Annotated in this window: 12 protein-coding genes and 1 tRNA gene; 7 read left to right on the forward strand and 6 right to left on the reverse strand. The window is 66.2% G+C overall.

Annotated elements, in window-relative coordinates; translation table 11 throughout:
* Positions 1-71: 71 nt before the first annotated feature.
* Entirely contained in the window at positions 72-2,561 is a 2,490-nt protein-coding gene (locus tag IWX77_RS02895; protein WP_196842986.1) for a glycoside hydrolase family 10 protein, read from the forward strand.
* Positions 2,561-3,520 (forward strand): ROK family protein, encoded by a 960-nt coding sequence (locus IWX77_RS02900; protein ID WP_196842987.1) that lies wholly within the window; start codon positions 2,561-2,563, stop codon positions 3,518-3,520. Before IWX77_RS02895 ends, IWX77_RS02900 begins: the two co-directional genes overlap by 1 nt.
* A gap of 152 nt (positions 3,521-3,672) precedes the next feature.
* Here IWX77_RS02900 and nagA read toward each other — a convergent pair whose 3' ends face one another.
* From nagA to IWX77_RS02920, 4 genes are all read right to left on the reverse strand, one after another.
* Entirely contained in the window at positions 3,673-4,923 is a 1,251-nt protein-coding gene (gene nagA, locus IWX77_RS02905; RefSeq protein WP_327012097.1) for an N-acetylglucosamine-6-phosphate deacetylase, read from the reverse strand.
* 72 nt (positions 4,924-4,995) lie between these two features.
* Positions 4,996-5,778, reverse strand: coding sequence for a glucosamine-6-phosphate deaminase (locus IWX77_RS02910; RefSeq protein WP_196842988.1), 783 nt, complete (start codon positions 5,776-5,778; stop codon positions 4,996-4,998).
* Between the two features lie 134 nt (positions 5,779-5,912).
* A complete protein-coding gene (locus IWX77_RS02915; RefSeq protein WP_196842989.1) occupies positions 5,913-6,710 on the reverse strand; it encodes a GntR family transcriptional regulator in 798 nt (265 codons plus the stop codon).
* A 178-nt stretch (positions 6,711-6,888) separates the two neighbouring features.
* Positions 6,889-7,209, reverse strand: coding sequence for a hypothetical protein (locus IWX77_RS02920; RefSeq protein ID WP_196842990.1), 321 nt, complete (start codon positions 7,207-7,209; stop codon positions 6,889-6,891).
* An 813-nt stretch (positions 7,210-8,022) separates the two neighbouring features.
* On the opposite strand from IWX77_RS02920, the gene IWX77_RS02925 reads away from it, so the two are divergent.
* Together IWX77_RS02925 and IWX77_RS02930 are read left to right on the forward strand one after the other, a co-directional pair.
* Positions 8,023-8,361: a hypothetical protein gene (locus tag IWX77_RS02925; protein ID WP_196842991.1), complete on the forward strand. Its 339-nt coding sequence runs from the start codon at positions 8,023-8,025 to the stop codon at positions 8,359-8,361.
* A 107-nt stretch (positions 8,362-8,468) separates the two neighbouring features.
* Positions 8,469-8,969, forward strand: coding sequence for a hypothetical protein (locus tag IWX77_RS02930; protein ID WP_196842992.1), 501 nt, complete (start codon positions 8,469-8,471; stop codon positions 8,967-8,969).
* Between the two features lie 618 nt (positions 8,970-9,587).
* Here IWX77_RS02930 and IWX77_RS02935 read toward each other — a convergent pair.
* On the reverse strand, positions 9,588-10,088 hold the full coding sequence (locus IWX77_RS02935) for a phosphoribosyltransferase family protein (protein WP_327012099.1): 501 nt from the start codon (positions 10,086-10,088) through the stop codon (positions 9,588-9,590).
* Positions 10,089-10,171: 83 nt separating this feature from the next.
* Here IWX77_RS02935 and IWX77_RS02940 point away from each other — a divergent pair, with 83 nt between their 5' ends.
* Both IWX77_RS02940 and IWX77_RS02945 read left to right on the forward strand, forming a co-directional pair.
* Positions 10,172-10,486 carry a hypothetical protein gene (locus tag IWX77_RS02940; protein WP_196843074.1) on the forward strand — a complete coding sequence of 105 codons (315 nt, stop codon included), beginning with the start codon at positions 10,172-10,174 and terminating at the stop codon, positions 10,484-10,486.
* Positions 10,483-11,013: a hypothetical protein gene (locus IWX77_RS02945; protein WP_196842994.1), complete on the forward strand. Its 531-nt coding sequence runs from the start codon at positions 10,483-10,485 to the stop codon at positions 11,011-11,013. The genes IWX77_RS02940 and IWX77_RS02945 overlap by 4 nt, the downstream gene beginning before the upstream one ends.
* A gap of 383 nt (positions 11,014-11,396) precedes the next feature.
* Here IWX77_RS02945 and IWX77_RS02950 read toward each other — a convergent pair.
* Positions 11,397-11,467: transfer RNA gene (locus IWX77_RS02950), tRNA-Gly, on the reverse strand.
* A gap of 70 nt (positions 11,468-11,537) precedes the next feature.
* On the opposite strand from IWX77_RS02950, the gene dcd reads away from it, so the two are divergent.
* Positions 11,538-12,119, forward strand: a complete 582-nt coding sequence (gene dcd, locus IWX77_RS02955) for a dCTP deaminase (protein WP_196842995.1) — start codon at positions 11,538-11,540, stop codon at positions 12,117-12,119.
* The last annotated feature ends 58 nt before the right edge of the window (positions 12,120-12,177 follow it).

Raw genomic sequence — 12,177 nt, forward strand, 5'->3', positions numbered from 1 at the left:
CCCGTCCTCCACCCAAGCCAGACACAATTCGCCAACACAAAACCCGTTACTGCACGATATTGGAGTCCAGAATGCGCATACGGTCAGCCCACATCACCGAGCAATCGATCGGCGGCCCTCGATCCGCCCGGCACGGCGCAGGTACCGGAGCCCGAGCCGCAGCCCTGGCCATGGCCCTGGCCGCGGCGCTGCTGGTGCCGTTGGTCACTGCGCAGATGGGCGCATCCGCTGCCCCGGCTGCTCCGCCCGCCGGGCCCCGGGTGACCGCCGCCGACGGCAGTGTGCAATCGATCGATGCCATTGACCCATCGAGCCGCACCACCGGCCTGTTCGCGCTCTACACGCCGGGCTTCGGCGCCCAGACCAAGACCAATTCCTTCGGTGGGGAGGCGGTGCTCCAGAAGACGGAGACCGCAGGCTCCTATCGGGTCCTGGACGTCTGCACGGCGTTCACGCCCTGCCCGAACCCGGGGAACAACCCGATCCCGGCAGACGGTGTGGTGCTGTCAGCCTCCCCAGGCGGAACCCCGGATGTGCGGCTGTTCCTGCGCGACCACGTACGCGTCGGCGAACTCGTCACGATCGCAGATCTGACGCTGCGCACGGTCACGAGCCCCATCGACGCGACCGATCCCACCGCGGCGACGAACCCGGCGGCCGTTGACCCCGGCACGGGGAAGTGTTTCCCCGGTTGCCGAGGCGCCGAGCAGCTGATCGTCTACACCCCGGCCTTCGGCCTGGCCACGACCGGCACCAATGACTTCGGTTTCGAGGTGACGGTCTCAGGTGACCGCGTCGTCGCCAGGGGCGGCGGCAACCGGGCGATCCCGGCCGACGGAATCGTGCTCTCCGGGCATGGCGGCCGGGGGGCATGGCTCTCCAGCAACGCAGTTCTCGGCGCCCGCGTGGACACCGCCGGCGGAACCGTCACCGTCACCGTCGACGCCGACACCTACCTCTACGGCGCGGAGCAGGCGCTGACCGAGGCCCGGCACGCGGTCACCGGCGCCAATGAAAGCTGTCTCCCCGCCGATCTACCCGGCGCAGACACCGCGGTCACCGAAGCCGAAGCCCTGCTCGCCAAGGCCTCCGCCGCCATCGCCGCCGGAGATCAGGACGGCGCGGTAGCCTGGGCCGTCGCGGCGAAGGAGAGCGCAAGCCTCGCGCTCTACCGCACGGCCGAGTCCTTGCCGGTGGAAGGTCGCGGCCTGTGGGTGCGGCCCACCGAGACCACCCCCGAACAGATCAGGGCCAGCCTGGACGCCATCGCCGCTTCCGGCTTCAACATGGTCTTCCTTGAAACCGTTTGGCAGGGCTACACGATCTACCCGAGTGCCGTCGCCGCCGAATACGGTATTGCGACGCAGCGACCGGAAATGGTGGGCTTCGACCCGCTCAGCGTCTGGGTGGAGGAAGCGCACAATCGCGGGATCGAGCTGCACCCCTGGGTGCACACGTTCTTCGTCGGCGTCGACTCGGCGAGCGACGGCCCCGGCCCGGTGCTGACCGCCCACCCGGAATGGGCCGCGGTGGAGCGCGAGGACGTGGGCAAAGCAGGCCCGCAGCCGTCATCCCAGGAGGCCGGCTACTACTTCATCGATCCGTCAATGCCCGAACCGCGCCAGTACGTGAAGAGCCTGTTCGAGGAAATCCTCACCGACTACGACGTCGACGGCCTGCATCTGGACTACATTCGCTACCCCGTCTCCGAACCGTGGGAAACGGCATCCTTCTCCTACAGCGATCATGCCAGGACGGCATTCGCGGCCAGCCACGGCGTCGACCCCTTCTCCCTGACCCCGGCCGACGCCCTGTGGAAGACCTGGGGCGACTGGCGAGAGGCCCAGGTGACCTCATTCGTGTCCGAGGTGCGCGACCTGCAGGTGCGCGTGGCGCCGGAGGCGGAGATCTCTGCGGCCGTGTTCCCCAATCCGGCCGACGGCCTGGCGAAGAAGTTCCAAAACTGGGCTGACTGGGTGCAGAAGGGCTACGTCGACGTGCTGACCGGGATGTCGTTCGGAACCACCGCGGATTCGGTGGCCCAGGAAACAGCGTTGATGCGAGGCATCGTCGGCACCGACAACTTGCTCTACACCGCCACCTACGGCCCGTTCCGCGGCTCAACCCCCGATGTGCTGCTGGCCCAGGTGCAGGCCGTGCGTGACGCCGGCAGTGACGGGGCCGCACTGTTCGCCTACAACCAGATGTCTGCGCCCCAGGCCAGGGCACTGCAAGAAGGCGTCTTCCGAACGGATGCCCGAACCCCCCACAGCGACCTCGTCGCCGCGGCCCGGGACGCCGGCGACTGGACCGGTCGCACCATCGCCGCGGCAACCGGGGACTGCGTGCCGCAGAAGGTAGCCAAAGACCTGGGCAAGAGGCTGGGTGCTGCCGATCGCTGGCTACGCACGGGAAAACCGGAGCGGGCAGTGACCGAATACGCGAACGCTGCCGAACTTGTGCGGGCCACCCCTGAGCTGCAGTCCGCCTTCGCCGGACGTCTGCTGCGCGACCTCGCCACCTACAGCCGCTGGAGCGAGCAGATCGTGAAGCGCGGCTGATGTCCGATCCCGCCACGGTGGTGTCGGCCTCCCCCCTGGGAGCCGGCGCCGCAGTGTTGGCCTTCGACGTCGGAGGAACCGACATGAAGTCGGCCCTGTTCGACACCACCGGCGCCATGATCGGCCTCGACCGCACGGCCACCCCGGTTTCCGGCGCGGGCACGGCGGATGTCGTGCTCGCCCACGTGGAGGACGTCGCCGCACGGTTCCGGCACGACTTCCCCGACGTGCATCCGGCCGCGGTCGCATTGATCGCGCCGGGCATCGTGGACGACGAGCGCGGTATCGCCGTGCGCGCAGCCAACCTCGCCTGGGATCGGGTGCCATTCAGAGATCTCCTCACCGAGCGGCTCGGTCTCCCGGCCTCCTTTTCACACGATGTGCGCGCCGCCGGCGACGCGGAGTTCCGGCTCGGCGCAGCCCGCCCCTATCGTGACGTGGTTGTGCTCGTTATCGGAACAGGGGTCGCGGCGGCCCTCTTCGTGAACGGCCGCGCCCACTCCGGCTCCGGCTACGCGGGTGAGATCGGTCACTCAGTGATCGACCCACGGGGCGAGCTCTGCGCTTGCGGCGCCCGCGGCTGCCTGGAAACGGTGGCGTCTGCGGGTGCCATTGCCCGCCGCTACCGGGCCGAAACGAGCACCCACCTGCCAGGTGCCAAGGAAGTCCTCCAGCGCGTGAGGCAGGGCGACCCCGTGGCGTCGCGGATCTGGGACGCGGCCCTCGATGCACTCGCCCTGTCGATCAGCCAGCTCGCAGCCGTGCTCGCCCCTGACGCGGTCGTGATCGGCGGGGGTCTCGCCCAGGCCGGCGACGCCCTCTTCTTGCCGCTGCAGGAACGAGTCGACGGCCTGCTTAGCTTTCACCGCCGACCGGTGCTCCTGCCCGCTTTGCTCGGTGAGAATGCCGGGCTGCTCGGTGCCGCACTGCGGGCGAGGGGCGCCGCCGACCTACAGTAATCATCCGTGCCACGAGTGCCAACCGGTCCGGCCTCAACAATGTCATTCTGGAAATCCATCGGCAGCCCCGGTGATCGCCGCGGTGGTGGAGCTTCTTGCGACCCGCCGAACGTGATCTCGACGAGCTCCATCACGAGACTTGAATACCGGCCTCAATCACTCGCGCACGGCACCCAGAGACCGGCCTGCAGGGTCGCCGTGACCTGGAGCCCTGCGCCCAGCACGATCAGGTCGGCGCGGTTGCCTGCCGCGAGGCGGCCCCGATCCGGGAGACCGATCATGTCGGCCGGGTTCTGGGTGGCGGCGCGCACCGCGATCTCCACGGGCACGCCGGCGGTGTGCACGGCGTAGCGCACGGCCGCGCTCAAGGTGAGCACACTGCCGGCGATGGTGCCGTCGGCCAAGCGCGCCTGGCCGTCGGAGACGCTCACGTCGAGGGCGCCGAGCTGGTAGTCGCCCTCGTCCGCGCCGGCGGCGGCCATGGCATCCGTCACGAAGACGGGCCGCGAGGGGCTCTCGATGATGAAACGCACTATGGCCGGGTGCAGGTGCACCCCGTCTGCGATGAGCTCGGCGAATACCGTGGGGTCCTCGAGCAGGGCGAGCGCCGGGCCGGGCTCGCGGTGGTGGATCTGCCGCATCGCGTTGAACACGTGGGTGCCGGCCGTGGCCCCCGCGGCGATCGCCTGCCGGGTCAGGTCGTAGGTCGCGTCGGTGTGCCCGATCGCGGCCACGGCCCCGAAGCCCACGATCTGGCGGACGGCGGCGAGTCCACCCTCCAGCTCGGGCGCAATGGTGACCATTCGCACGGTGCCGCGGCCGGCCCGCATGATCCGGTCGATGCTCTCGGCGTCCGGCGTGCGCAGCAGGGCCTCGTCGTGGGCGCCGCGCTGGGCCGGACTCAGCCAGGGACCCTCCAGGTGGATGCCGGCCAGCAGTCCCTGCTCGACCAGCCCGGCCAAGGCCGCCACGGTGCGCTCGAACTCGTCGAGCGGGGCCGTGACAAGACTGGCCATCAGGGTCGTGGTGCCGTGGGCGCGGTGGGTCTCGGCGATCTGCGCGGCGGCGACGGCGGAGCCCTGGTCGTGGAAGCTGCTGCCACCCCCGCCGTGGGTGTGGACGTCGACGTAACCGGCGGCCAGGGTGCTCTCCGGGAAGCTGAAGTCCGGATCCCGGGGTGGCTTCCCCGCGCCGCAGCCGACGATCCGGCCGGCCCGGATGTCCACCCAGCCCGGAGAGTGCACGGCGTCCGGCGCGATCACGGTTCCGCCGGAGATGAGCATCGGCGCCGCCAGCAACGGGGCTGCGGGCGACGACACGGCCGAGCCCCGGTCATCCGCGACCGGTGCGTCGGAACGCTCGACAGGGACCAATCCGGCCGGACGGGAGGTGAGCGGGGTCATGATGATTGCTCCAAGGGTTCAGACGCGGGATTCAGACTAAAGGGTGCGGGGGTGAGTGTGCAGCGGCGCGGCCTAAATGCCCGGCCACGGCTTGTGGGCCCAGGCGTACCGGTAGTAGTCGAGGTTCTCAAGCTTCGAGGCGGCGGCCTCGTCCACGATTACGGTCACGTGCGGGTGCAGCTGGATCACGGAACCTGGCTTACTCGAGCTGACCGGTCCCTCCACGGCGGCAGCGATGGCATCCGCCTTCTCGGACCCGAAGGCCAACAGGATGAGGTGCCGCGCTCGGAGAATGGTACCCAGGCCCTGCGTCATGCAGTGGATCGGCACGTCGTCGATCGACGGAAAGAAGCGGGCGTTGTCGATGCGGGTCTTCTCGGTCAGGGTCTTGATGCGCGTCACCGAGGCGAACGACGAACCGGGTTCGTTGAAGCCGACGTGCCCGGTGCGGCCGATGCCGAGGATCTGCACGTCGACGCCGCCGGCGGCAAGGATGGCGGCCTCGTAGTCAGGGCCCGCCGTGCGGATGGTGGCCGGGTCGCCGCTCGGCACCTGGATGTTCGCGGGGTTGAGCCCGAGCGGCACGACGGCGTCGCGGGTGATGACCGAGCGGTAGCTTTCGGGGTGGCCCGCGGGCAGGCCCACGTACTCGTCGAGGGCGAAGCCGCGCACCCGGGACACGTCAATCGGGTCGGCAGTGAAAGTCGCGGCCAGGGCCGCGTAGACCGAGAGCGGCGTCGAGCCGGTCGCGAGGCCGAGCACGGCATCCGGCTTCCGCAGGATCAGCGAACGAATGGATGCCGCCGTGAGCGTCCCCGCCGCGGCTTCACTGTCAACAAAAACAACTTCGGCCATGGTGTACTCCAAATTCGAATTGCATGGTGCTTCGGGTCGTGCCGGCGGCACGGGGCGATCGGGCTAGACGGTCGTTCCCGCGGAGTCCGCCGCTGCCGGGTCCTGGATCTCGTCGTCGCCACGGCCTGGGGTCTTCAGGTTCCACTGACGGATGACGAAGCGGAAGAGGAAGTAGCAGATCGCGCAGTAGCGTGTTGCAGATTCAGGGTCATGTGTACCTGGTAGCGGTCGCCGCGGTACGACGAGGTGACGTACTCAACGGATACCGAGGCCGCCGCCGAGGTGCGGCGGAACACGATCAGGGGTGCGCCCTCGGTGACGCCGAGGACCTTGGCGGCACCCGCGTCCGCGGTCTCGGCCCAGACGGTCTGTTCCGCTCTGTCGATCCGCAGCCCGTATTCGGTCGCGAAAATCGTGTAGAGCGAACGGGTCAAGTCCTTACTCTCGAGGTCTGGAAGCAGCTCGGCCTTGTAGTAACCGCGTTCAATCGCCATCGGGATGCCGCCGGCGAGCCGGATACGGTCGATCTCGTAGACCCTGGCATTTGCGCCGAGGCCGAGTGCTGCCCGCACCTCGAGCGGCGCATCGACCAGGGTGAGAGAGTTCACGATCGTCGCTGGGATGAGTCCGCGCCGGCGCATGTCCTCCGTGAAAGAGGCCAGGTGCAGGTCGCTCTGCACGCGTTCGCCGGCCACGAAGGTGCCCTTGCCCTGCACGCCGTAGAGGCGGCCCTCTTCGACGAGCTGGCGGATCGCCTCACGCACCGTGGACCGGCTGACGCCGTACTGGGTCATTAGCTTTCGTTCGGCGGGGATCGCCGCGTGCGGAGCCAGCGCATGCTCGATGAGCTCCAGCAGGATCGCCCGCAGCTGTGCATGCTTGGGCACCGGGCCGGCGTCGAGTGACGGGTGCCCATTCAGGAATTTCGTCATCGTGTCCCCTTTGTTCGTCGGTCGCTCTCCAGCATAGGACCACTTTCGGCTATTGGTCCGTACTGGTACGATCCAATTAGTCCTGCTCCGGTTTATTGGGACGAACGGCAAGGAAGGTTTGAGCAAACTGCGGAGAACGCCATCCAGCGAGTCTTTTTCGCCTATGAATTCAAAAAATTCACGCACCCACACGGGCGAGGGACTCGACGACTCCGGTTACGCGCTCGATTCCCGTCACTGGGGTGGTTCGGCGCGTCGTGGCGAGCACACCTGGGACCGCAAGGTCGATCAGCAAGTGCATTGGCCGGCCGACCGTGCACTCGAGAACGTCCAAAAGGGTGACAGTGGAACCATCGCGCCGCAGACCGTGCACTCGCGCGGGATCATCCGGCGTGGACATGCGGCACAGCTCTTGTCGGTCGAGATCAATCGAGTACGTCGAGCCGGACTCGGTATGGACCAGGTACAGCCCCGAGACCTCATCCATCAGAGTACTCATCGATGGCACAAGTACACCTGCCCTCCTCGGCGCTCGTTCTCCCGGGCGGACGTCCTCACAGCAATATGGTCCGGTAGCGTTGTCGGGTCAGGCGAAACGGCTACATCGGTCACATCCTTGGCCCTTGCCGCTTCATCGAGCTCTGCGGACACGACCACACGGGCCCGTCTCTGGAGATCGGGGTTCTGACGGTTATCTTCTTGATCGGGCAATTGCAACCCTCCGACTTCCGTCGGCTGTCGGGCGAGCAGCCGATGCGGGGAGGTCAGCCGGGATTGCCGGAATGGCGAGTCCGTGCGGGAATACATCTGAGGGAACGTCGTGCCACCTGTTCCGCGCACGGATCATCAGCGGACGCTATTGCAAGCACTCGCGAAAACGTGATCAGGCCCAGATCTCGAGCACAACGGGGCGTTGCAACGACCGATTGAGCCCGCCGATTCCTTAGTGGGCAGTCGAAGTATGGTGCGCGGATTCGCGGCCGAGCTTGGAACCTCAAGTCGTTGTGCGAACTTCATGCTTTGAATACTGACGTTCGCGACGGCCATGGAGTCCTTGGTCGCAGGCCTGACGGTTCGCAGGCGACGTTCGTAGCGTGAAGGACGAGTGTCAGCGCGGGCAGCACGACCGCGCCCCGAGGGAGTTGCTGTCATGATGGTGATTCTGTTCCCGCTCACGGGTGTGCTCGGTCGCCGGGTCAACGAGGACGTCGTAAGGGTGGTGCGTTGTGGTTGACGCTGTACCGGGCTGGTACTCGGCCCGTGTGCCCAAGCCCTCGGGGATGTCGCTGTTCTCTTCCTGGTACCGCCCTCCGTGTCTCGTGAAGGTGCGCGCCACCGACGTGGACGACATGCTCCACCACGCCGGCGGCAAGGGCGGGCCCGGGATTTTTCGCTCATTGGGTTCAAGCAGGACTTTGCCGCGCTCACGTACGGTCAGGGCATTACGCTCTACTCCTTCTCGAAGCAGGGCGCAGAGGCGCTGCAGATTCAGGAGCTACCCGCCGCGGTGGTCCTTCCGGATGAAGCGCAGCTCATCATCCGCGTCTCACGCGACGGCAAACAGGAGGACTGGACGTACCCGGTTCTGAGGCTCAACGTGGCCATTGAGGAGTGGTGGCGGGGGATTGGCTTCTTGAGCCGGAACAAGTAACGAGCGGCGCCCGGACGCCGCCCGTTAAATTGGTGCGAGGTACCGGCAGAGAGGCGGAGGGCTGGGCATGAGCGTCACGGACTACGTGAGCGAAGCGGCAAGCCGGGATGAGCGCGCTCGAGTACCTACTGCCGGCACACCCCGCCGAGAGCCTGGGCAGCTATGTCCGCGCGAAGCACGACGCCGGGGACTACCGGGTCGGGATACTGCACGTCTCCAGCGTTCCCCTGCAGGAGAAGGTTTTCGGTGAGGGTGGGACCACACCAGCGTTGTCCGCCCGTGGCTGGATGGTCATCGATCGGGGACGGACGTCGACAGCGAAGTTCGTCACGGGGGCTCAGTGTGCCGAGGCAAACGCGGCGCGCAGCATCCTCCTTCGCGGACTTCAGGCGAGAGTCGACGCGCTAACTCTGGATGCTGACTTCGTGGTCGTGCCGTGCGGAGGTTTCGCCCGACGGTTCACTCGGGAGCTTTGTCGACTGCCGGTCGCCGCGCCCTTCGAGGTTCTTCACCCCTCTCGACGTCAGTGGATCAACAACGGGAGCCGTCCGAACCTGCTCGCTCCGCGAGAACTCTTCGCCCGGCACACTGGAGTATGGAGCCGATGATGTCGAAGAGCTGGCGATGATTCTGAACGCTCTTGACATGGCTCAGGCGGACCGCCGGTCTCGATAATCGTCTATCCGGACACCTTCAGCGACACTGACACCGGGAAGTTCGACCGCGCGAGGGGCCTCTTCGTCGCTTACCTGCGGGCCCTCGGTGGCTGGGTCCGCACGTGGCGCTGGCGCTTGAATGGCCTTGTCGCGGCGAAATGGGGTCGGAGCCGATTCCGGAAGCCTCGGGTTGCGGTACTGAGCGCTGAGGTATCCGCCGGGGTCCCGGGCGCCGCCCGAGCTCAGCCGGTCGACGGGGAGGGGCCTTCCATTCTTGTCGTTGACCGGAACGTCGACAAGCACCTGCCGGACTTCAAACTTGCCCTCTTCTTCACCCCTTCAATCGACTCACGAGGAGTACATCGCGTGGCCCGCCAGGGATACTTTAAAATTCGCCGCCAAAACCGAGCGATTGTGGCGTCGTGTGGGTCGCGGCGAGGTGGTCGCGGAACGACGCACGCCCTCTAGCTACGCAAACGTGGGTCATGGGCGAGCGCTCTGGGCGTGCGCCCGCAGAACGGACCCTGACCGTGCGTCGATACGCACGGTTCCTGCCTAAAACGGGGCTTCTCACAGCTCCCGAATATGGACCAGGGAACGCAAGTTGAGCTGCCGTCTGAGTGCAGACTCTTCAAGACCATCGACCACGACGGAGGCACCGATCCACGTTGCGCCACTCATCTCGACCAACCGTTTCGCAGCAGTAGCCTGAGCGCCTGTGGCGATCCAGTCGTCGACGAACAGGACACGATCACCCGACTTCAACAGCGAACGCCGGAGGCCCAGATCGAGGTGGCGGTCGCGGTAGTCGGGCGACGTTGACGTTTCCCACCATGAGTCGCTGTCCGAGCCGCGGGAAGGATTTTTGCGGACTTTTGCAAATTTAACTTTCAGCGCCTTTGCCGTAAGTACTCCTAAGAGGCTGCCGCGCGATTGTGTGCCGATAACAACGCTAGGTGTGCGCGTGCCGTGCAAACCGCCGAGGGCGTCCCCAAGCTCTTCCAGGATTTCGGCGTCACGCCACCATCCGGTCACGTCTGCGCGATAGTCAGGATCGGTTCGGTCACCCACCCAACGAAACGACGAACGTAGACGTTGGCCAAGTTTTATCACAAGCGAATCATTGCACAGTTGATGCCCAGGGCAGGGGCAGGATGACCCGCCCGATACCGGGACCTCTAACGACGCAGATTCGGGTCGGGTCCAAGCCGGCATCCGCTGTCGGGGGCGTGTGTCATGAGGCAACCCTCTGCGACCACGTCGCCCCGACCGGTGCGGCACTCGCTCAAGATCGTGCTGGGAAGACCCTCATCTTCGACAATTCCTACCTTCCTCACCTCAGCGCCCTGGTTACTTTTCCGGTCGCGGTTGCCGGGCTCATCAGCGGTCTGACTCTTGCCCGCCCTCTGCTTCGCGTCGGCGCGGGGCGCCCGCACCTACGGACGAAGCATCAGGGCGAGGAGCGATGACATCTCGCTGGCTTCGCGGCGTCGTGTGGGCCGGAATCCTCGTCGTCTGGGCCGCCCTCATCGCGCTGGCGCTCGCGGTGTTAGGCGCGGGTCTCGACAAGACCTTCTTGTTTGAACCAACCGGGGAAGCCCGTGAGCGCGACCGTGTCGGGAAGCTCCTCATCCTCGCTGGCTCGGCCGCTCTCTTCGCCGCCGCAGTCTGGGCGCGGCGGATGGACACCCCAATCTGGGCATGCATCCTCGTTCTCAGCCCGGTGGTCTTCGTTGGCGGGCTGACCCTTCTATTCGGAAATTCCCTGCGGCCTCACCTCAGCGCTCTGGTCGCATTCCCGGTCGCCCTCGCCGGACTCATCAGCGGTCTGATACTCGCCCGGCCGCTGCTTCGGGTCGGCGCGGCACACCGGAGCCCCGCGACAGAGCGTCAGGAATCGGACGGAAGCGATCCGGCCCGCCGTCGGCGCGTGGCGCGGACTATCCATCCGAACCCGGCAGCATCGATCGCCGCCAAGAGGACGAACCCCAGGTAATACAGAGCCGCAGTGATGGGCAGCGCGCCAATGGCCGTCTCGCCGGGACTGAGCCCCTGGGACGACCCCAACACGCCAACCACGTAATACGCATGTCGAACTCTGTGGCGAAAGTCTGCCGCCGGACAAGTTACCGCACTCGGCGGCTTCTGGATGTTCGAAGTCTGTCGCAGAGTCTTGGGCTTGGCGCGACGAATCCTGAGTTGCGCGACATGTGTCTGACCATGACAAATGGGCGGAGGGACCGACCGGCGCTCACCCGACACCCGAAGCCGACCCGGCGAACCTGAGCCGTGGCTCAGCCCTGATGTCCGAGGCTCATGAGCCGTGCGAGAAGACTCATCATGCTGCCCAAATCACACAAGTACACGCGCACCGTGGAGAGCGGATGACGGGAATCGAACCCGCGCTATCAGCTTGGGAAGCTGAAGTTCTACCATTGAACTACATCCGCGCGACCGCTGTGAGTGAACAACAAGCGGAACCGTGCCAGCATATCAAGCCAGCGCCGCTAGGCTGGCATCGTGCTGCTCTCCGATCGCGATATCAAGGCTGAACTCGACTCTGGACGAATCGGTTTGGAGCCGCTCGATGCCGCAATGATTCAGCCATCGAGCATCGATGTGCGCCTCGACCGCCTGTTTCGGCTGTTCGACAACCACAAATACGCCTACATTGATCCGGCCGAAGACCAGCCCGAACTGACCCACCTCATCGAGACCAAGCCCGACGAGCCGTTCATTCTGCACCCGGGCGAGTTCGTACTCGGCGCCACCTACGAGCAGGTCACCCTCCCCGACAACGTGGCCGCACGGCTCGAGGGCAAGAGTTCTCTCGGTCGCCTCGGCTTGCTCACGCACTCCACGGCCGGTTTCATCGACCCCGGCTTCTCGGGCCATGTCACGCTTGAGCTCAGCAACGTCGCGACGCTGCCGATCAAACTGTGGCCCGGAATGAAGATCGGCCAGCTCTGCTTCTTTCAGCTCAGCTCCCCGGCCGAAAAGCCCTACGGCTCGAGCGAATACGGCTCCCGCTACCAGGGCCAGCGCGGCCCGACGGCCTCACGCTCGTTCCAAAACTTTCACCGCACCACCATCGACCGCTGACGCATCCGCTTTGCGCACGTGGATGCCTGCGGGTAATCCGATCGTAACCTCGCGTCGG

It is taken from the genome of Cryobacterium sp. CAN_C2, assembly GCF_015751745.1.
Lineage (GTDB): Bacteria > Actinomycetota > Actinomycetes > Actinomycetales > Microbacteriaceae > Cryobacterium.

Coding starts and splice junctions, on each gene's coding strand:
- IWX77_RS02930 (WP_196842992.1), top strand. CDS start 8,469: ATGAGCGCGCTCGAGTACCTACTGCCGGCACACCCCGCCGAGAGCCTG.
- IWX77_RS02900 (WP_196842987.1), top strand. CDS start 2,561: ATGTCCGATCCCGCCACGGTGGTGTCGGCCTCCCCCCTGGGAGCCGGC.
- IWX77_RS02920 (WP_196842990.1), bottom strand. CDS start 7,209: ATGAGTACTCTGATGGATGAGGTCTCGGGGCTGTACCTGGTCCATACC.
- nagA (WP_327012097.1), bottom strand. CDS start 4,923: ATGACCCCGCTCACCTCCCGTCCGGCCGGATTGGTCCCTGTCGAGCGT.
- IWX77_RS02940 (WP_196843074.1), top strand. CDS start 10,172: ATGACCCGCCCGATACCGGGACCTCTAACGACGCAGATTCGGGTCGGG.
- IWX77_RS02945 (WP_196842994.1), top strand. CDS start 10,483: ATGACATCTCGCTGGCTTCGCGGCGTCGTGTGGGCCGGAATCCTCGTC.
- IWX77_RS02910 (WP_196842988.1), bottom strand. CDS start 5,778: ATGGCCGAAGTTGTTTTTGTTGACAGTGAAGCCGCGGCGGGGACGCTC.
- IWX77_RS02915 (WP_196842989.1), bottom strand. CDS start 6,710: ATGACGAAATTCCTGAATGGGCACCCGTCACTCGACGCCGGCCCGGTG.
- IWX77_RS02895 (WP_196842986.1), top strand. CDS start 72: ATGCGCATACGGTCAGCCCACATCACCGAGCAATCGATCGGCGGCCCT.